The following is an 18,126-nucleotide window of genomic DNA, read 5'->3' on the forward strand; positions in this document are numbered from 1 at the left end:
CGCGGCGCGAGAGTCACTGTGCGGGAACGGGAATGCGTGCGGTGACGGTGGTGCCGACGCCTGCCCGGCTCGCGACGTCGAGCCGGCCCGACACCGCTTCCACCCGGTCCCGGAGACCGATCAGGCCGCTGCCACCGCCGGTCGACGCGCCACCCACCCCGTCGTCGACGACGACAAGACGCAACTCGTGGTCGTCGAGTTCGGCACGCACGTCGACGGCCGAGGCCTTGGCGTGCTTGGCGACGTTGACCAGGGATTCCGCCACGACGTAGTAAGCGGCCACCTCGATCGACTCCGGCAGTCGGCGATTCACCTCGAGCTGGAGACCCACCGGGACCACCGAGCGTCGGGACAGCGTCTTGAGTGCGGGCCCGAGTCCGCCCTTCGACAGGATCGCCGGGTGGATGCCCCGCGACAGCTCCTGCAGCTCGGTGTACAGATCGGCCATGCCGTTGATGAGGTTCTCGACCTGCTTGCGCAGCGCCGCGTCGGACTCGGGAATGGAGGCCTCGAGCGTCCGCAGCCCGAGGCCCAGCGATACGATCCGTTGCTGCGCACCGTCGTGCAGATCCCGTTCGATGCCGCGGCGGGCCTGATCGGCTGCCGTCACGACCCGCGCGCGCGACGCCTGCAGCTGGGCGCGGGTCTCCGCATTGCCGATCGCGGTCCCGATCAGGTCGGCGAAGTCGCACACCCTGTCCTCGGTCTCCGGTGGCAGCGGCGCCGTGCCCGTCGAGCCCACGACCAGTGCGCCCCTCGTCGAGCCGTCCACGGTCACGGGGGAACCGACTCCCGAGTGCAAACCCAACCCGCGAAGCCGCTCGGCTATCGAGCCCGCCACGCCCGCGTAGTCGTCGATGCGGGCCGGTGCGCCGGTGTCGCGCACCCGCAAGGTGACACTGTCCCCGTCGAGCGAGAGACGCTCCCCCACCGCGAGATTGGGCGTGCCCTCGACCTCGGCGGCCGCGGTCACCACGCAGTGGTCGTCCCCCTCGAACGTCAGCAGCGTCACGTGTTCGACGCCGAGGCCCCTGGCGAGTTCGGCCACGGCCACCGGATACACCTCGGCCGGCTCGGCGCCGCGCGCGACGACGGTCGCCACCCTGCGCAGCGCGGCCTGCTGACGTGCCAGCGCGTCGGCCTCGCGACGGCGCCGCTCGGATTCGGCCGCCCGCAGCCGCGCCTGCCCCGCCAGCACGTTGGCGAGCAGCGCCAGCGGCAGGAACACGAACAGCGCCGCCGCCACCCCGTCCATGTGGAAGTACAGGTACACCAGGGTGCTCGCGATGGACGTGGCGATCGCCAAGCCGAAGTTCCAGCCCGCGGACACGACGAGCACGCCGAGCAGGAAGATGGCGCCGAACGCGTTCTCTGGCGCCACCCGGCCGAGGAACAGCACGACGGCCGTCTCGGCGACCAGGAAGCCGACGGCGACGACGATCCCCCAGCTCAGCGGGCGCGCGTCGGGGCGCAGCACCACTGCCAGCAGGCGACTGCGCAGTGACCGCCGCGTGTCGGTGGGTTCTCCGCGCTCTGTCATCGCACCGGATGTTAGTGCGTCTTCCCTACCGGGGTATTCCAGCTAGCAGCAATGCCACCCGCAGACCCCGCTGGCACAGTCGGGGCATGGCCAATTCCGGAGGTTCCCCGTGCGCTGCCTGATCGTCGACGACAGCGCCAACTTCCGCGACGCCGCCGCCAGCATGCTCGAGCGCGCCGGAATCGAGGTCGTCGGGGTGGCCAGCACCGCCGACGAGGCGCTGTCCCAATACCGCGAGCTCCGGCCCGACGTCACCCTCGTCGACGTCAACCTCGGAACCGAGAGCGGGTTCGACGTCGTCGACCGCCTGCACGCCACCGAAGATCCCGCACCGTCGACGATCCTGATCTCGACGCACTCCGAACACGACTTCGCCGACATGATCGCCGCGAGCCCGGCGCTGGGCTTCGTGCCGAAGTTCGCGCTGTCCCCCGGCGCGATCCTCGGCCTCCTGGGCGGGACCTGACGGCTCAGAGCGAGTCGAGGTACAGGATGACCGCACGCACCCGGCGGTGATCGTCGCCGGTCTCGGGCAGGTTCAGCTTGGTCAGGATGCTGCGCACGTGCTTCTCCACCGTGCCCTCGGTGACCCAGATCCGGCGCCCGATGCCCGCGTTCGACAACCCCTCGGCCATCAACGTGAGCACCTCGCGTTCGCGGGCACTGAGCGCTTCCAGCGGGTCGTCGCGCCGCCGGGCCGACACGAGTTCGGCGACCAGGGCCGGATCGACCACCGCGGCGCCGTTCGCGATGCGTCCGACGGTGTCGACGAAGTCGGCCACGTCGGTCACCCGACTCTTCAACAGGTAACCGATCGAGTGTCCGCCGGCCAGCAGTTCCATGGCGTGATCGACGTCGATGTGCGACGAGAGCACCAGGATCGCGACGTCGGGCCACTGCTCGCGAATCGTCTTCGCCGCATCGAGGCCCTCGGTGCTGTGCGACGGGGGCATCCTGATGTCGACCACCGCCAGGGCAGGCCGGGTGTCGCGGACCAGATCGAGCAGACCCGTCGCGTCACCCGCCTGACCCACCACGTCGAAACCGGATCGCTCGAGAAGGCTGGACAGCCCCTCCCGCAGCAGGACGTCGTCGTCGGCGACCACTACTCGTACGGCGTTCATCACACGGGATTGTCGCACCGATGCGGGCGGGCTACCGGCTAGCGGGGGGACCCGGGTATGGGTAACCCCCGCCGAAGATGGCGGCCAGCCCCGGCGACGACGGGACGCCCGTCGCGCGACAGTAATACCGACGACCATGGGGCGCGAGGAGTGGGGCCGATGCCGAAGATTCGATGCCGCAGCGAGATCGACGCGCCGTCCGGCGACATGCACGCCATCGTCGCCGCACTGAGACGGCTAGCCGGGCAGACCACGACCGGAGAGCGGCCGGGCTCGCGAGACCTGACTCTGGACCCCGAAGATCTGGACTACGCAGCCCTGGACTACGACGCCTCGATCGAGGTGTTCGACGTGTTGGACGACGAGAGTGCCGAGACCGGACGCGCACTGGTGGTGTGGACGGTGACGTTCTCGGTGCGCGACGTCTGCGCCGCAGCAGTACAGCGCTACCGCGACGCGGCGTTCACGGACTTCGTCGAACGGCTGGGGCTCGAATGGCCCGCGGTGGTCGGCATCGCGTCCTGACCGCCGGCTGGTGCGGCGAACCCGACTGGCCCGGGCTGTGACCCATGCGACACTCTGCGGATGGCCATGTCAATCGAGCGCCCCAAGTTGGAAGGCAACGTCGCCGTCGGGGCCGACCGTCAGATCGGTTTCGCCGAGTTCGGTGATCCGCAGGGCCGTGCCGTCTTCTGGCTGCACGGCACTCCCGGCGCCCGCCGCCAGATACCCGTCGAGGCGCGCGCATACGCCGAGGCCAAGCGGATCCGGCTGATCGGCGTCGACCGCCCGGGCATCGGATCGTCGACACCGCACCAGTACCCCAACGTGCTGGCCTTCGCCGACGACCTGCGCACCATTGCCGACGTCCTGGGCATCGATCAGATGGCGGTCATCGGACTGTCCGGCGGCGGCCCGTACGCGCTGGGGTGCGCTGCGGCGATGCCCGATCGCATCGTCGTGACCGGCATCCTCGGCGGCGTCGCACCCACCGTCGGTGCCGAGCGCATCGGCGGCGGACTCATGGGCTTCGGGTCGAGGGTCGCTCCCGCACTGCCCTTCATCGGACTACCGCTGCGGCTGGCCGCCGTCGGCCTGGTCCACGCCATCCGGCCGATCGCGCCCGTGGCCCTGCACGCATACGCCGCGGTGTCACCGGAGGCCGACCGGCGTCTCCTCCTTCGGCCGGAGTTCGGCGCGATGTTCCTCGACGACCTGCTCAACGGCAGCCGCAAGCAGCTGTCCGCGCCGTTCGCCGACGTCGCCGTGTTCGCCAAGGAGTGGGGTTTCCAGCTCGAGGAGGTGAAGGTGCCGGTGCGCTGGTGGCACGGCGACGCCGACCACATCGTGCCCTTCGCCCACGGCCAGCACGTCGTCGCGCGTCTGCCCGACGCCGAACTGTTCACCTTGCCGGGCGAGAGTCACCTCGGCGGTCTGGGCGTCGCCGAGGAGATCCTCGGCAGCATCATCGACCTGTGGGACTCCGTCGACGCCGAACGGTGAGGACGTGACGTACTACCAGCCCCTGCCCCCGCCGCCGCCCGCAGCGCCTCCGCGCTCGACGGCCGACGTGGTGATCTCGATCGTCGTCATGGTGCTGACGGTGCTGTTCGGCGCGGGTGCCGCGCTGATGGGCTTCTTCCTGCTCGCGTTCTTGGACCACTGCCCACCGCAGACGTGCAGCGTCGACGGCGCCGTGACCGCCGTCGGCACCGCCGTGGTGGCCGCGGCCGCGATCGCGCTGGTGGGCTTCGCCATCACCGTCGTGCAGCTGGTGCGCAGGAAGCCGGCGTGGCCGTTCGCCCTCGGGACGTTCGTGCTGTGCGCCGTGGCGTTCGCACTCGGCGGCATCGGGTACGACGCCGCAGTCGGCGGCTGAGTTCAGCTCGATCCGGGCTCAGCGGATCCGGGTGTTGCCCGGGTCGTAGATCGCCTTGCGCGACACGGTGATCGGGTACGGGGTGCCACCGACGTTCACTTCGTAGGACCCGGTGTCGATCCACGTCGCGTCGATCGGCTCGCCGTCGGCGGACCGGACGTACGCCAGACCAACGCACGCCCCCGTGGTCTCGCCCCACGCCGCCGACGTCACCTGGCCGGCGACCCGGCCGTTGCGCAGCACGAGTTCACCACCCCAGAGCATGGCTTCGGGCGAATCAACCTGGAATCCGACGACGCGGCGGCGCGGTCCGTCGGAGCGGGCCTTCTCCACGGCGGTGCGTCCGAGGAAGTCCACGTCACCGGTCAGCTTGCAGGCGAACAGGAGTCCGGCTTCGACGGGTCCGTCGCCGGGGGTGAGTTCGCGCCCGAAGGCCCGGTAGCCCTTCTCGAGGCGCAGTGACTCGATGGCGTAGTAGCCGCCGCGGGCCACGCCGAACGCCGCGCCCGCCGTCATCAGGTCCTCGTACACGCCGACGGCGAACTCCGTCGGAACGTAGAGTTCCCAACCCAACTCGCCGACGTAGGTGATGCGGGTGGCGCGAACGGTGGAGTACCCCAGCGAGATCAGCCGACTCGTCCCGAACGGGAAGCCGTCGTCCGACAGGTCGGCGTCGCTGAGCGATGCCAGCAGGTCGCGCGAGCGGGGACCCATGACGCCGAACACCGCCATGGCGGAGGTGACGTCGACGAGCGCAGCGGTGTTGCCCGGCGGGCGGTTCTTCACGATGTGGTCCTTGTCGCGCTCGGTGGTCGCGGCGCTGCTGACGATCAAGAACTCGTCCCGCGCGGTGCGGGTGACCGTCACGTCGGCCTCGTAGGTGCCGCGGGCGTTGAGCATGCCGGTGTAGACGGTGCGGCCCACGTCGACGGCGACGTCGGCGGTGCACAGCCACTGCAGCGCGGCCTCGGCATCGGGCCCCACCATCAGGTACTTCGAGAACGACGTCTGGTCGAACACCGTCACGCCGGTCCTGGTGCTGGCCTGCTCGGCCGCCGACCACGGCAGCCAGTTCGGCTTGCCCCAGCAGTATTCGATGACGGGGGGCTCGCCGGCGGGGGCGAAGAAGTTGGCCCGCTCCCACCCCATCCGGCTGCCGAAGTTGGCCTTGGCCGCGACCAGCAGGTGGTGGACCGGGGACCGCCGGAACGGTCGCGCGGTGGTCAATTCGCGATTGGGCCAGGGGATCTCGTAGTGCACGCCGAGGACCTCGGCGACCCGGTCGTGCAACCACCGGTTGTTGCCGTTGAACGGGGCGAAGCGCCGGATGTCGACCCCGGTGAGGTCGCTGGTCGGCGCCCCACCGACGATCCACTCCGCCAACGCGCGGCCGGCGCCACCCGCAGATGCGATGCCCACGGAGTTGAAGCCTGCGGCGACGAAGTAGTCGGCGCACTCAGGAGCCTCGCCGAGGATGAACTGGTTGTCGGGCGTGAAGCTCTCCGGCCCGTTGTACAGCTTCTTCAACCCGGTCTGCTCCAACACCGGTATGCGCAGCAGGGCGTTGTCCATCAGGATCTGGAAGTGGTCCCAATCCTCTTCCAGGAGCTGGAATTCGAAGGGGTACGGGATCTGGTCGGGGCCGACCCACGGTTTGGCCTCTGGTTCGAAGCCGCCGATCACCAGGCCGCCGACCTCCTCCTTGAAGTACGTGTACCCGTCGGGGTCGCGCAGGATCGGCAGGTCGGGATGCACGCCCTGGACCGCCTCGGTCACGACGTAGAAGTGCTCGGCCGAGTGCAGTGGGACGTTGACGCCCGCCATGGCAGCGAGCTGCTTGGCCCACTGTCCCCCGCAGTTGACGACGATCTCGGCCTCGACGTCACCGGCGTCGGTACGCACGCCGACCACGCGGCGCCGACCGCCGTCGTCGGCCACCGTCGTCCCGATGACCCTGGTGCGCTCGACGATCCGCGCGCCGCGCAGACGAGCGCCCTTCGCCAGCGCCAACGTCAGGTCCGTGGGGTTGGCGCGACCGTCGGCTGGGAGCCAGATCGCACCGACGAGGTCGTCGATCCGCATCATCGGGTAGTGCTCGAGCGCCTGTTCCGGTGTGATCAGCTCACATTCGAGGTCGAAGGCCGCGGCGTTGGCGGCCGTGCGCCGCAGCTGCGTCATGCGGTCCTCGGTGCGCGCGACGATGACTCCCCCGCACTGCCGGTAGCCGGCGGTGAGGCCGGTCTCCGCCTCGAGTTCGGTGTACAGCTGAGTCGAGTACTGCACCAGTCGGGTACCGCCCTCGGACGCGCGCAGCTGACCCACCAGACCGGCCGCGTGCCACGTGGTCCCAGACGACAACCGGCCCTGCTCGATCAGCAGCACGTCGGTGTACCCGAGCTTGGTCAGGTGGTAGGCCACGCTGGTTCCGATGACACCGCCACCGATCACCACCACTTGGGCGCGGGTGGGGAGGGCAGTGCCGGTCGTGTCCTGGTTCGCTTCCTGAGTCACGTCGTTCCTTAGTCCGGTGCTCGCGCGTCGTCGAGCAGTCGAGTGAAGTCGGGACCCCGGAACTCCTCAACGGCGCGTTCGTAACGCTCCATGGCCCACTCCCAGAAGTCGAATTCCAATGCGCTGGCGCCGTTCTGAATGCAGCCCCACAGGGTCCAGCCGTACTGCGACACCGTGCCCTGCAGCCGGGCCCGCGCGAACGTGCGGCGCGACGCACGGCCGTGGTAGGCGGTGACGAGTTCGGAGAACTGCTCGAGCGACAGGTTGCACTCCCGCCAGACGTTGCCCAGCTCGAAGCACGGATCGTTGTTACCGGAGTACTCGTAGTCGATGAGCCACACGTGGTCGCCGTCCTCGACGAAGTTGGCCGCCAGCAGGTCGTTGTTGCACGGCACGGTGGTGTGGTCGTCGGCCAGCGCCTCGCGGATCGCCGCGAACCGCTCGGCGTAGTCGTGATAATCATCGGGTATGCGAAACCCGTTGTCCGAGATGACCTTCAGATACGACGGCTGAAGGGTGAACATGTCGAAGTCGTCGCGGAAGCGCGGCCCCGCGTGCAGTGCCCGGCAAGCGTTGGCCACCTTGGCGATGACGCCCGGGCGGGCGAAGTCGTCGTCGCACAGGGTGCGGCCCGGCACGAACCCGATGAGCAGGATGCCGAGGTCCGGGCGGTAGTCGATGACCGGTGCTCCCACACCGGCCGCCTCAGCCGCGCGACTGTTGGCGTACTCGTTGTCGCGGTCGATGCCGAGCAGGCTGCTCGACGTGTCGCAGCACCGTGCGACGTAGACACCCGACTGGGTGGTCACCTTGACGTTGCGATTGGTCAGGCCGCCTGCGAGGTCCTCGAGTTCCCGTGGACGACCGGCGAGCACGGGGAACTGCTCGAGGAGGGCGTCGAGTTCGGCCAGTTCGACACTGCCGAAGGAGAACGGCAACGCCGCTCAGCTCCCCCGGCTCGGTGTCGCAGCACGGCTGAGCACCGAACGCAGCAGGTGCATCGCGACGGTGGTGGACCGCTCGCGGACGTCGGATCGGTCACCGGGCAGCAGAAGGGTTTTCGTCATCGTGGTGCCGTCACCGAGCCGGACGCTGAAGCAGACGGTGCCGACCGGCTTCTCGGCGCTGCCGCCGCCAGGTCCGGCGATGCCCGTCGTCGCGACGGCGGTGTCGGCGCCGAAGCGTGCGAGCGCTCCGGCGGCCATCGCCTCGGCGACGGGCTCGGACACTGCTCCGTGCGACGCGATCAACGCAGGGTCGACCCCGAGCAACTCGGCCTTGGCGTCGTTCGAGTACGACACCACCCCGCCCGCGACGTAGGCCGATGACCCGGCGCGATCGGTCAGGCGGGCGGCGATCATGCCCGCGGTGCACGATTCCGCCGTGGCGATCGTCCGGCCCGCGAGCAGTTCGGCAACCTGGTCGTCGATCAACGCTCCGTCAGTGGAGAACATCTCTGCGCCGTGGTGGGTGCGCAGCAGCTCGACGAGCTGGTCGTAGATCGCGGCGTCCGCGGGCTCGTAGCGGGTGACGATCTCGAGTTCGCCCCGCCGCAGGCACGTGGTGATCTCCATGCGGTCGAACCCGTCGATACCGGCCTCGCCGATGCGCAGCGTCTCGGCCAGCCCCGACTCGGGCAGCCCGAACATCCGGATCGTCTCCTGGCGGTAGACGGTGCGACCGGCGATCGCCTCCTGCACGGCTGCGGTGGCGAGCGCGCGCGGCCACATCGGCTGCAGTTCGCGGGGCGGGCCGGGCAGCACCACCACCGTCGGGGTTCCGGGCACCACCACGCCGGGCGCGGTGCCCACCGGGTCGAGGACCTCCGCACCCTCGGGGACCATGGCCTGCTTGCGGTTTGCGGTCATCACAGCGGCGAAGTCGACACCGGCGCGGTTTCCGATCAGTCGCCGCAGGATGCCTGCGATCCGCTCCTCGAGCGCGTCGTCGAGCACGAGGTCGCGGCCGCAGAACTCGGCCACCGTCGCCACGGTCACGTCGTCGGCGGTGGGGCCGAGGCCCCCGCTCGTGATGATGAGGTCGACGCCCTCGGCGGCGAGGAAGCGCAACTGCGCGTCGATGTCGGCAGGCCGGTCCCCGCAGATGGTGACGTGGGCCAGTTCCACGCCGAGTTCGAGTAGCTGATCGGCGAGCCACGGCCCGTTGCGGTCCTGGACCCGCCCGGTCAGGACTTCGGTACCCGTCACGACGATTCCCGCGCGTGCGCTCACCCGGACGACCCTACGTCGACCGCGGGCCCCGGCGCGCGTGGTTGCCTTCCGTTCAGGTCACGGTCATCCGTCCCCGGTAGCTTCGGCGGCCGTGACGAGCGCCGTACTGGCCATGCCCGAGGTGCTCGACCCGATGTACTGGTTGGGTGCCGGCGGACTGTTCGCGTCGGCGTTGCTTCCGGGCGTCATGTTGATCGTGTTCATCGAGACGGGCCTGTTCTTCCCGTTCCTGCCGGGCGACACCCTGCTCTTCACCGCGGGACTGCTCGCCGCGCAACCCGATGCGCCGATCGGCCCGTGGCCGCTGGGCGCCGGTGCGGCGGCTGCGGCCATCGCGGGAGGGCAGCTCGGCTATCTGATCGGCAGGCGGCTGGGCCCGGCGCTGTTCAGCCGCGACGACGCCCGGTTCTTCAAGAAGAGGTACCTGGCGACGTCGAGGGCGTACTTCGAACGGCACGGCCGCAAGACGATCGTGATCGGCCACTTCGTCGGCGTGGTGCGCACGTTCACACCCGTCATCGCCGGCGCGTCGGGCATGCGCTACCCCGTCTTCCTGGCCTTCGACGTAATCGGCGCCGTCGCCTGGGGTGTGGGCCTCACCGCGGTCGGCTACCACCTGGGCGCGCTGCCGTTCGTCGCCGCACACCTGGAACTCATCGTGCTGGGCATCGCGCTGCTGTCCGCGCTGCCGGTGCTGCTGTCGGTGGGCCGGGCCGTGCTGCTGCGACGGCGTGGCGAGGCCGCGCCCACCGGCTAGCATCGACGCGCTGAAGCGGGGCTGAGTCAGCGGGCCTGGCACGCGCCGCTACCGTGGTCGCCATGGCCGACAACTCGACTGACGACCGCATCGACGACGTCGCAGCAGGCGACCTGATCGACCACGACCGCGGTGACGGCACCCGGACCTACCGAGTGGTGCACCGCGACGACACCACTCGCGACGACCGTTCGATCGTGTTGGTGACGCTGGAGACCGACGGCGGCGAGACCTTCGACGTCGAGTTCGCGGCGGGCACCGTGGTCACCCGATCGCTGGAGTCCAAGTGGGAGTCCGAGCAGGTCGGTCGCGAGCCGGACCAGTCCTAGCCGCGCCGCTCGTCGGCTTCGTCCTCGACGTCGACGACGGTCTGCTGCTGCTCGACGTAGTCCGCAGGGTCGCTCTCGAGGTCGACCTCGCGGTCTGACGCCGCCATCTGGTCATCGGGCCAGTCGGCGGCGTCTCGCACCTGTTCGGCGACGTCGACGGGGTTGGCCTCGCGCACCGGTTCCGCCTCGCTCAGTGGTTCCATGCCGGTCACTGTTCCGATCTCCCTTCTGCTGTCGCGCACCTGATGTCATGGACTGATGTCACGGGGCGTGCGATGCCCCGACCGCGCGGGTACCCACCCGTCGACGGCGAAACACGGATCAGCGCGGCTCGATCGGCGTGACGGGCACCTCCACGGCCGCAGCATCGTAGGGCGTGACACGCACCCAGTTCGCGGTGACCAACGGGCTGGGCACGACGCCCCTGACCTCGACGCTCTCGCCGGGGAACACCGTCACGTAGTTGTCGTCGTAGGTGATCGGCAGGATCTCGTCGCCACCGCGCGTCGCCGTCAGTTCGGCTCTGGCGAAGAACGCAATTCGCGTGGTCGGGTTGGTCAGCCGGATGGTGACCTCGTCGCGGCCGGCGCCGTCCACGCTGCGCTGCGCGGTCACCGTCAGCGGGGCGGCAGGCAGCGAGTTGAGCGCCGTCATGTCCGCCCAACTCGACTGGTTGAGTTGGAACGCGAAGTCGCGGTTCGGGTCGACGTCGTCGTTGCGCTGGGACTGCCAGTAGACGTTCTCCGTCACGACGGTGCCTGCGGCGTCGAGCAGTTCGCAGCGCACGAAGAAGACCCGCGAGTCCCGCGCCTGGCGGGGCAGGGTCAACGCGGGAACGGCGCCACCGGGCGGCAGGGTCAGCGCATCGCTGGTGCGGTCGTCGCGGATTCGGCCCGCGAGGTCGTAGACGCGGGCCCGGACGCGCATGCCCGTGGCCTCGTCCGGGGTCTGGTTCACCGCGGTGACGTTGGCGCGGTCACCGGTGGCGTAGGAGTCGAACACGGCCGTCAGCGGACGGAGTCCCTTCTTCGCGCCGAAGTAGGCGCCGCCGGGACGCAGGTAGTAGTCGAAGAGGTTGCCGAAGAAGGACGGCCAGTGGTTGTTCAGCATCCAGTAGAGCGTCATCTTGTGGCCGGCCCAACCCAGGGCGGCGTAGGCCTCGAACTGGGCGCGGGTCGACTCATAGTGCGCCAGTTGTGCCTTCGCGGCGAACTGCTCGGCGCCCGACGACGGGCCGTAGCGCCGGGTGATTACGCGCTGGATGCTGCGCAGCACTTCGTTGTCGGTATTGGATCCGGCGTGGAAGTACCAGTCGTCGTTGATCGGCCACAACCGGTCGGGCGGGATGAACTTCTCGAGGCTGGCGAACGGTGGGATGTGCTCGTTGTCGCCCTGCTCGGCAGAGGCGCCGCGGGCAGCGCGGTACTCGCCGCTGAACCAGTAGGTCGGCGGCCGCCAGGTGTACGGACCCTCCATGTGGATGCCGTCCCACAGTCGCTCGCCGTTGGCGTCGACCGTGTACGACGAGACGCTGTCGACGACGGCGTTCTGCCAGTGCAGGTCTCGCAGAATGGCGTGGTAGTCGCCTGCGAGCGGCATGGGTGGCCGTCCGTCGCTGGCGTTGGCCCACACGAACGCCGACGCATGCGACCGCAGCATCGACACCTGCGAGCGGACACTGGCCCTGGCGACGGCGTTGTCCTCGGCGTCCCACTGCGCCCACTTCTCCCATTGGTTGCAGCACATCCAGCCGACCATCAGCGGGATGCCGAGTTCGTCGGCCCGCTCGACGAAACCCTCGGTGGGGATCTTCGACTCCAGCCGAAGCATGTTCAGGCCGAGGTCGCGCGTGTAGGACAGGATGGCGTCCTCGCGGTCGGGGTCGTAGTCGTAGAGCAGGTCCGGGGTGTAGTTGGCGCCGCGGACGAGGAAGTCGCGTCCGTTGACCCGGAGGTAGAAGTTGCCGCCGCGGCCAATCTCGGGAAATCGCTCGTCGTCGTCGCGCAGCTGGGTGACCTCGCGGACGCCGAAGCGCTGCGTCCTGGTGTCGACGGGCGTTCCGCGGGATACGAATTCGATGCGCAGGTCGTACAGCTTCGGCTCGCCCATGGTGTACGGCCACCAGAGGTCCGGGTCGCGCAGCACGAGGTCCGGGAAGTCGTCCGGGGTGAACCGCTCCTCCCTGGTTTCGCCGGGTGCGAGTGCGACGTCGCGTTCGACGGTGAGCGCCGCCCGACCGGGCCTGCTGATCGTGGCGCGCAGCACTCCCCCGGTGCGGGTGGCCCCGGAGTTGCGCAGCGTCGAGTACACGGTCAGTCGAGCACTGTCGGTGGCGGGCAACGGCAGATCGGTCGTGACCGTCGAAGCCCCGATGGCAACGGCACCGGACGACTCGAGGTAGACGGGTTTCCAGATGCCCGCGTTGCGGTCGGCGACGAAGGAGTTGCCGTTGGCGGGGTTCTTGCCCGGCCCCTGGTAGCCGAGGTAGTTCCAGTTGATCCAGTCGAACCAGCTGTCGGCGAGCTCCACCCCGTCGACGTCTTGCAGGGCCCGCTCGGGAACGACCTTGACCGCCAGTGCGTTCGGGCCGCCGGGCACGATCCATCGTGAGACGTCGAGGTCGTGCTCGACGTACATGCCGACCACTTGGCGATCGCCGGCGACGAGATGGCCGTTGAGCCAGACCTCTGCCCGGTAGTTGATGCCGGGGAAGGTCAGGTGGTAGGCCGTGTGGCCGGCGGGTGCGTCGAACGTGGTGCGGTACCACCAGTCCTGCTGCCACAGATCCTGCGGCACCTCGTCGCGAAGGTTCTTCCCGTAGTACAGGTTCGGGTACGTGCCGTCGTCCTCGAGGGCCTGCAGCACGGTGGCGGGCATGCTGGCGACCGTGTGCCAGTCGGCGGGCTGGTAGTCGGTGCGCGAGAGCGCAGACCCGTCGGCGTCGAGACCGCGTGCCGACCTCAGTTGCCAGCCGTCGGCGATCTCGCTACGCAGCGATGGCGGCTCAGGCGTCGCGAAGCGGGGCAGGTCACCCGCGCAGATCGCCAGGAGCAACACGGTGACGAGCAGTAGGACGGGCCCACGCACGGCCGTCCGGCGCGTCTCGGTCGCGATGGCGATGCTCTCCCTCTGCCGGGGTCGAACCGACCGGCCCAGAACCTACATTGTGCCCGTGGCGGCGGGCCGGCGCGTCAGTCGCCTGCGATACCGCTGATCAGGCGGTCGCACACCATGACCATCTGCCGGAGCGCGTCGTCGCCGTCCCGAGCCCGTGCGATGTACAGCGCGGCCTCGTCGAGGGCGCCGAGCAGCACGTGGGCGGTGGGGCGCAGGGGCTGCTCGGGTATCACGCCGTCGGACATGGCCTGGGCCAGCATCGCCTCGACGATGCCGAGCCCGTACTTCATGCCCACCTCACGCCACCGTGCCCACCCCAGCACGGCGGGAGCGTCGATCAGCACGATTCGTTGGACCGCGGGCGCCGAGCACTCCTCCAGGAACAGGCGGGCGCCCACGCGCATGGCCGCGAGTTGGTCAGCGGGCGCCGCGGAGGCGATGCGCTCGGTGATGGCGGCGACCAGACCGCGTTCCACCTCCTCGTACACCTCGGCGAACAGCCCTGCCTTGTCGCCGAATTGGTGGTACAGCGCGCCGCGGGTGACTCCGGCGGCTTCGACCACCGCCTGGGTCGAGACGGCGGCGTAGCCGTGGCCGGCGAAGAGTTCGCGGCCCGCCTCGAGTAGCCGGGCGCGGGTCGTCGCGGTGCGCTCTGCCTGCGTGCGGCGTCGAGCCGGCTTCTCGCCATTGACTTCCATACAGTGTGCACGTAACTTTCATACCGAGTGTTCGTAAGTTGAGGAGAGGATAACGGAGATGGCCGAGGTCAGGCTGCAGGGCGCGACGATCCACTACCGCGTGTTGGGTCCGGACGACTCGACGCGTCCGCCGGTCGTGTTCGCGCACGGCATCCTGGTGGACCACCGGCTCTGGCTCGAGGTCGCGGAGGCGTTGGCAGGCAACGGCTTCCGATGCATCCTGCCGGACCTCCCGCTGGGGTCGCACGTCCTGCCCGTCGACGACGAGGTCCTGCGCAGCCCGCAGGCCGTCGCCGAACTGCTGCACCAGTTCCTGGTCGCCCTCGACCTCGACGACGTCACGCTGGTGGGCAACGACACCGGAGGCGGGTTGTGCCAACTACTCGTCGACGCGCACCCTGAACGCATCGGAAGGCTGGTGCTGACCAACTGCGACGCGTTCGAGAAGTTCCCGCCGTTCCCGTTCAACGTCGTCTTCGCGACCATGCGTGGACCGCGGACGATCAAGGCGCTCGCCGGGCTCATGCGCATACCCGCGCTGCGGTATTCGCCCCTGGGGTACGGCCTACTGCTGCGGCGCAGGGACGACCTCACGGCGTCGTGGGTCCGGCCGTGCGTCGCCGATTCCCGGATCGGGCGCAACCTCGCCACGCTGTTGCGCGGCGTGGCCGCAACGGATCTCACCGACGTCGCGACCCGGCTGCCCCGGTTCGACAGGCCCGTCACGCTGGTATGGGGCCAGGCCGACCGCAGCTTCACACCCGAACTCGGCAGACGCCTGGCTGCGCTTTTCCCCAACGCCACGCTCGTCGAGGTACCGGGCGCGCGCACGTTCGTCGCGCTCGACGCCCCGCACGCCGTGGTCGACGCGATCGCGACCGCGGACGCGACGCGCTAGAAAAGGTCCCCCGCGGCGGCAGCCGCTAGAACAGGTCCTTGTGCGGCACGTCGGTGACGAGCCCGCCGTCGACGATGTACTCGGCGCCCGTGGAGAACGACGACTCGTCGCTGGTGAGGAACACCACGAACGTCGCCACCTCCTCCGACTGGCCGGGACGGCCCAGCGGGGTGGTCACCATGTCGTCGGGGAAGTGCTTGGTCATGGGGGTCCGGATAAAGCCCGGGTGCAGCGAGTTCACGCGAATGTTGAACTTGCCCAACTCGATGGCCGCGGACTTCGACAGGCCGCGCACCGCCCACTTGGTGGCGACGTAGGGGTGCACCATCGGCGCCCCGCGCAGACCCTCGATCGACGACACGTTGACGATCGAGCCCCCGCCAGCGGTCTTCATCGCGCCAACGCAGGCCTGCATGCCCAGGAACGTCCCGGTGAGGTTCACGTCGAGCACCTTCTGCCACTTGGCCATGTCGAACTTGCCGATCTGGCCCATCGCGACGATGCCCGCGTTGTTGACCAGACCGGTCAACGACCCGAACTGATCGACGGCCGCGGCGACGGCGGCGTCCCACTGCTCGGCGTCGGTCACGTCGAGGTGTGCGTAGAGGGCGCTCTCGCCGAGTTCGTCGGCGAGCGCCTTGCCCTCGTCGTCCAGGATGTCGCCGATGACCACTTTGCCGCCCTCGGCCACCAGGGCCTTGGCATGTGCGGCGCCCATGCCCCGAGCCCCGCCGCTGATCAGTACGACTTTTCCGTCCACGCGTCCCATGACGGGTCAGGCTACCGTACGGGGTTTTCGAACTAGAACCTGTTCCAATTCGGCGGGTCAGCACGCATACTGCGTGGGCTTGAGTCGGATGGCACCGTCGGGAGGAACATCAGCATGGCGATCCGCGTCGCACTCATCGGTACCGGAAACTGCGGCAGCCTCGCGCTGCGCCAACTGATCGAGGATCAGCGCTTCGAGCTGACCCACGTCTGGGTGTCCTCGGACGCCAAAGTGGCAAGGGACGCAGGAGATCTCGCCGGACTCGACGTGACCACCGGCATCGTCGCGACCAACGACCTCGACGCCATCGTGGCGGCCAAGCCCGACTGCGTCGTCTACTGCGCGATGGGCGACACGCGACTGCCCGAGGCCATGGCCGACGTCCGCCGGTTCCTGAGTGCGGGCATCGACGTCGTCGGTTCGGCGCCCGGAGTGCTGCAGTACCCGTGGCAAGTGGTTCCCGACAAGTACATCGGCCGCGTCGAAGACGCTGCGCGCGAGGGCAATTCGACGGTGTTCATCACCGGTGTGGATCCGGGGTTCGCGACCGACCTGCTCCCCTTCGCGCTCGCGGGCACCTGCCAGAGCATCCAGCAGGTCCGGACGATGGAGATCGCCGACTACGCCACCTACGACGGTGCGACGGTGATGTTCGACGTGATGGGCTTCGGCAACCAGATCGGCGACCTGCCCATCCTGTTCCAGCCCGGCGTGCTCGGCATCGCATGGGGCACCGCCATCCGGCAGCTGGCTGCCGGGCTCGGCGTCGAGGTCGACGAGATCAGGGACTCGGTCGAGCAGGAACCGGCTCCTGAGGACATCGACGTCGCGGTCGGCACGATCGCCAAGGGGACCGTCGCCGCGCTGCGGTTCCAGATCGAGGGCATGGTGAAGGGCCGGCCGGTGATCGTGGTCGAGCACATCACCCGCCTGCGCGGCGATCTGCGGCCCGACTGGGCGCAGCCTGCCCAAGAGGGCGGGTCCTATCGGGTGGAGATCACCGGTGAGCCGTCATACGTCATGGACGTCTGCCCGACCAGCCGCAACGGCGATCACAACTACGCCGCGATCCTCGCGGCGGCGGGACGCATCGTCAACGCCATCCCGGACGTGGTGGCCGCGGCACCCGGCATCCGGACGACGCTCGACATGCCGCTGGTCACCGGCAAGGGAGTGGTGCGCTAGCGAGCTTCGGCGCGTCCGACGTTCGTCCACTCGAGCCGGACCTGCGTGCCCGCCTCCGACGCCTCGATCGAGGAGCGGTCCGCAAGTGCTTCCATCAGCGGGATGCCGCGGCCCCGGCTGAGCGCCCTCGGCGACTCGGGGTTGCGCCAGCACCCGCGGTCCGCGATCACCACGACGATCGTGGACTCGGCCGGCTCGAACCAGGCCTGCAGGTCCATCGTCCCCGCGCGCGGCGCGCCGACGTACGCGAACTCCGCGCAGTTGGCGAGCGCCTCGTTGATCGCGAGGACGAGATCACTGATCCGGGTGGGATCCAGGGTGAAGAAGGTCCGCAGCCACGCGGCGAACTCATCGCGAATCTGGGCGGCTGTGCGTGCGTCGGCGGCAGCCTCGAGTCGCTCGAAGTGCTCCGCGTTGGCAACGTCGGCGGTGGACATCGAATCGATCATGGCAGGTGATGCGTACCCGGTCGATCGTCTCGGTAAGCGTGTCTGCGAGCCGAGTTCACGGGGGTACCTCAGGAATCGAGTGCGGCGAGCGCTTCGTCGAGGGTGGCGTACAGCGGAACGATGTCCGCGATGCCGACGAGCTTCAACGGACGGCTGGTTGCCGGGCCCTCGGCGACGATGCAGAACTTGGTGCCGTCGTCCTTCTCCTCGTGTGCTGCCACGATGACGCCCATGCCCGCCGAGGCCAGGAATTCGACCGCGGTGAGGTCGACTACGAGACCGGCCGGCTTGTTGCTGAGGGCGGTGCGGATCGCCCCTTCCAACTGTGGCGCGGTCAGCATGTCGACCACGCCGGAGGGTGCCACGACGGCGACCTCCCCGATCTGCCGCTCGCTGACCTCGCACGCCGATGACGACGATGAGGCCGCGTTGGCGGCTGATGCTTCGCGTTGTTCGTCCAAGGCCCATCTTCCCTGTTCGGCCGCATCGCTGGCTGCGAATCGGCGCTGCTTTCATGCTCGCGAGGCTTCAGACTGAACCAGGCAAGAACGAAACTACTGTGGTCGAACCTAGCCGATGGGCCCGACTTCGTACCTATCGGCTACCGTCTGCACCCCCGCGAGTCAGCCGGTGATGCTC

General features: G+C 69.2%; 19 protein-coding genes. 8 read left to right on the forward strand and 11 right to left on the reverse strand.

Annotation, left to right across the window (positions count from 1 at the left end; all coding sequences use genetic code 11):
- Positions 1 to 13: 13 nt before the first annotated feature.
- Positions 14 to 1,540: a GAF domain-containing sensor histidine kinase gene (locus G6N61_RS03825; protein WP_163917326.1), complete on the reverse strand. Its 1,527-nt coding sequence runs from the start codon at positions 1,538 to 1,540 to the stop codon at positions 14 to 16.
- 109 nt (positions 1,541 to 1,649) lie between these two features.
- Between G6N61_RS03825 and G6N61_RS03830 the strand changes: the two genes are divergently transcribed.
- The gene (locus tag G6N61_RS03830; RefSeq protein ID WP_163917327.1) at positions 1,650 to 2,006 is read left to right on the forward strand and encodes a response regulator transcription factor; all 357 of its coding nucleotides are present in this window, start codon (positions 1,650 to 1,652) and stop codon (positions 2,004 to 2,006) included.
- Positions 2,007 to 2,010: 4 nt separating this feature from the next.
- On the opposite strand, the gene G6N61_RS03835 is transcribed toward G6N61_RS03830, so the two are convergent.
- Entirely contained in the window at positions 2,011 to 2,664 is a 654-nt protein-coding gene (locus G6N61_RS03835; RefSeq protein WP_163917328.1) for a response regulator, read from the reverse strand.
- Positions 2,665 to 2,823: 159 nt separating this feature from the next.
- Between G6N61_RS03835 and G6N61_RS03840 the strand changes: the two genes are divergently transcribed.
- The 3 genes from G6N61_RS03840 to G6N61_RS03850 are packed head-to-tail and all read left to right on the forward strand — an operon-like array spanning position 2,824 to position 4,543.
- On the forward strand, positions 2,824 to 3,189 hold the full coding sequence (locus tag G6N61_RS03840; protein ID WP_163917329.1) for a hypothetical protein: 366 nt from the start codon (positions 2,824 to 2,826) through the stop codon (positions 3,187 to 3,189).
- 60 nt (positions 3,190 to 3,249) lie between these two features.
- Positions 3,250 to 4,167: an alpha/beta fold hydrolase gene (locus G6N61_RS03845; RefSeq protein ID WP_163917330.1), complete on the forward strand. Its 918-nt coding sequence runs from the start codon at positions 3,250 to 3,252 to the stop codon at positions 4,165 to 4,167.
- A 4-nt stretch (positions 4,168 to 4,171) separates the two neighbouring features.
- On the forward strand, positions 4,172 to 4,543 hold the full coding sequence (locus tag G6N61_RS03850; RefSeq protein ID WP_235887399.1) for a hypothetical protein: 372 nt from the start codon (positions 4,172 to 4,174) through the stop codon (positions 4,541 to 4,543).
- Positions 4,544 to 4,561: 18 nt separating this feature from the next.
- Here the strand turns inward: G6N61_RS03850 and G6N61_RS03855 are convergent, their stop codons facing one another.
- The 3 genes from G6N61_RS03855 to G6N61_RS03865 are packed head-to-tail and all read right to left on the reverse strand — an operon-like array spanning position 4,562 to position 9,285.
- Positions 4,562 to 7,054, reverse strand: a complete 2,493-nt coding sequence (locus G6N61_RS03855; RefSeq protein ID WP_163917331.1) for a GcvT family protein — start codon at positions 7,052 to 7,054, stop codon at positions 4,562 to 4,564.
- A gap of 8 nt (positions 7,055 to 7,062) precedes the next feature.
- Complete coding sequence (locus tag G6N61_RS03860) at positions 7,063 to 7,992, reverse strand: phosphotransferase (protein WP_163917332.1); 930 nt, start codon at positions 7,990 to 7,992, stop codon at positions 7,063 to 7,065.
- A gap of 6 nt (positions 7,993 to 7,998) precedes the next feature.
- A complete protein-coding gene (locus tag G6N61_RS03865) occupies positions 7,999 to 9,285 on the reverse strand; it encodes a competence/damage-inducible protein A (RefSeq protein WP_163917333.1) in 1,287 nt (428 codons plus the stop codon).
- Between the two features lie 91 nt (positions 9,286 to 9,376).
- Between G6N61_RS03865 and G6N61_RS03870 the strand changes: the two genes are divergently transcribed.
- Complete coding sequence (locus G6N61_RS03870) at positions 9,377 to 10,042, forward strand: DedA family protein (RefSeq protein ID WP_407666376.1); 666 nt, start codon at positions 9,377 to 9,379, stop codon at positions 10,040 to 10,042.
- 62 nt (positions 10,043 to 10,104) lie between these two features.
- Positions 10,105 to 10,371: a hypothetical protein gene (locus G6N61_RS03875; protein ID WP_163917334.1), complete on the forward strand. Its 267-nt coding sequence runs from the start codon at positions 10,105 to 10,107 to the stop codon at positions 10,369 to 10,371.
- On the opposite strand, the gene G6N61_RS03880 is transcribed toward G6N61_RS03875, so the two are convergent.
- From G6N61_RS03880 to G6N61_RS03890, 3 genes are all read right to left on the reverse strand, one after another.
- On the reverse strand, positions 10,368 to 10,574 hold the full coding sequence (locus tag G6N61_RS03880) for a hypothetical protein (RefSeq protein WP_163917335.1): 207 nt from the start codon (positions 10,572 to 10,574) through the stop codon (positions 10,368 to 10,370). The genes G6N61_RS03875 and G6N61_RS03880 overlap by 4 nt on opposite strands.
- A gap of 118 nt (positions 10,575 to 10,692) precedes the next feature.
- Positions 10,693 to 13,458: a glycoside hydrolase family 2 protein gene (locus G6N61_RS03885; protein WP_235887400.1), complete on the reverse strand. Its 2,766-nt coding sequence runs from the start codon at positions 13,456 to 13,458 to the stop codon at positions 10,693 to 10,695.
- 104 nt (positions 13,459 to 13,562) lie between these two features.
- On the reverse strand, positions 13,563 to 14,186 hold the full coding sequence (locus tag G6N61_RS03890) for a TetR/AcrR family transcriptional regulator (RefSeq protein ID WP_163917336.1): 624 nt from the start codon (positions 14,184 to 14,186) through the stop codon (positions 13,563 to 13,565).
- Between the two features lie 58 nt (positions 14,187 to 14,244).
- Between G6N61_RS03890 and G6N61_RS03895 the strand changes: the two genes are divergently transcribed.
- The gene (locus G6N61_RS03895) at positions 14,245 to 15,084 is read left to right on the forward strand and encodes an alpha/beta fold hydrolase (RefSeq protein WP_163917337.1); all 840 of its coding nucleotides are present in this window, start codon (positions 14,245 to 14,247) and stop codon (positions 15,082 to 15,084) included.
- Positions 15,085 to 15,109: 25 nt separating this feature from the next.
- Here the strand turns inward: G6N61_RS03895 and G6N61_RS03900 are convergent, their stop codons facing one another.
- Complete coding sequence (locus G6N61_RS03900; protein WP_163917338.1) at positions 15,110 to 15,853, reverse strand: glucose 1-dehydrogenase; 744 nt, start codon at positions 15,851 to 15,853, stop codon at positions 15,110 to 15,112.
- 114 nt (positions 15,854 to 15,967) lie between these two features.
- Between G6N61_RS03900 and G6N61_RS03905 the strand changes: the two genes are divergently transcribed.
- Positions 15,968 to 17,038, forward strand: coding sequence for an NAD(P)H-dependent amine dehydrogenase family protein (locus G6N61_RS03905; RefSeq protein WP_163917339.1), 1,071 nt, complete (start codon positions 15,968 to 15,970; stop codon positions 17,036 to 17,038).
- Here G6N61_RS03905 and G6N61_RS03910 read toward each other — a convergent pair.
- The gene (locus G6N61_RS03910; protein WP_163917340.1) at positions 17,035 to 17,487 is read right to left on the reverse strand and encodes an ATP-binding protein; all 453 of its coding nucleotides are present in this window, start codon (positions 17,485 to 17,487) and stop codon (positions 17,035 to 17,037) included. The two genes, G6N61_RS03905 and G6N61_RS03910, sit on opposite strands and share 4 nt — an antisense overlap.
- 68 nt (positions 17,488 to 17,555) lie before the next feature.
- A complete protein-coding gene (locus G6N61_RS03915) occupies positions 17,556 to 17,948 on the reverse strand; it encodes an STAS domain-containing protein (RefSeq protein ID WP_163917341.1) in 393 nt (130 codons plus the stop codon).
- Positions 17,949 to 18,126 lie beyond the last annotated feature (178 nt).

Origin of the sequence: Mycolicibacterium arabiense, from assembly GCF_010731815.2 — a bacterium.
GTDB lineage: Bacteria > Actinomycetota > Actinomycetes > Mycobacteriales > Mycobacteriaceae > Mycobacterium > Mycobacterium arabiense.

Excerpts from the sequence above, each read along its gene's own strand:
- G6N61_RS03835 (WP_163917328.1), bottom strand. The coding sequence starts at position 2,664 with ATGAACGCCGTACGAGTAGTGGTCGCCGACGACGACGTCCTGCTGCGG.
- G6N61_RS03910 (WP_163917340.1), bottom strand. The coding sequence starts at position 17,487 with ATGATCGATTCGATGTCCACCGCCGACGTTGCCAACGCGGAGCACTTC.
- G6N61_RS03905 (WP_163917339.1), top strand. The coding sequence starts at position 15,968 with ATGGCGATCCGCGTCGCACTCATCGGTACCGGAAACTGCGGCAGCCTC.
- G6N61_RS03880 (WP_163917335.1), bottom strand. The coding sequence starts at position 10,574 with ATGGAACCACTGAGCGAGGCGGAACCGGTGCGCGAGGCCAACCCCGTC.
- G6N61_RS03900 (WP_163917338.1), bottom strand. The coding sequence starts at position 15,853 with ATGGGACGCGTGGACGGAAAAGTCGTACTGATCAGCGGCGGGGCTCGG.
- G6N61_RS03840 (WP_163917329.1), top strand. The coding sequence starts at position 2,824 with ATGCCGAAGATTCGATGCCGCAGCGAGATCGACGCGCCGTCCGGCGAC.
- G6N61_RS03895 (WP_163917337.1), top strand. The coding sequence starts at position 14,245 with ATGGCCGAGGTCAGGCTGCAGGGCGCGACGATCCACTACCGCGTGTTG.
- G6N61_RS03875 (WP_163917334.1), top strand. The coding sequence starts at position 10,105 with ATGGCCGACAACTCGACTGACGACCGCATCGACGACGTCGCAGCAGGC.
- G6N61_RS03890 (WP_163917336.1), bottom strand. The coding sequence starts at position 14,186 with ATGGAAGTCAATGGCGAGAAGCCGGCTCGACGCCGCACGCAGGCAGAG.
- G6N61_RS03825 (WP_163917326.1), bottom strand. The coding sequence starts at position 1,540 with ATGACAGAGCGCGGAGAACCCACCGACACGCGGCGGTCACTGCGCAGT.
- G6N61_RS03845 (WP_163917330.1), top strand. The coding sequence starts at position 3,250 with ATGGCCATGTCAATCGAGCGCCCCAAGTTGGAAGGCAACGTCGCCGTC.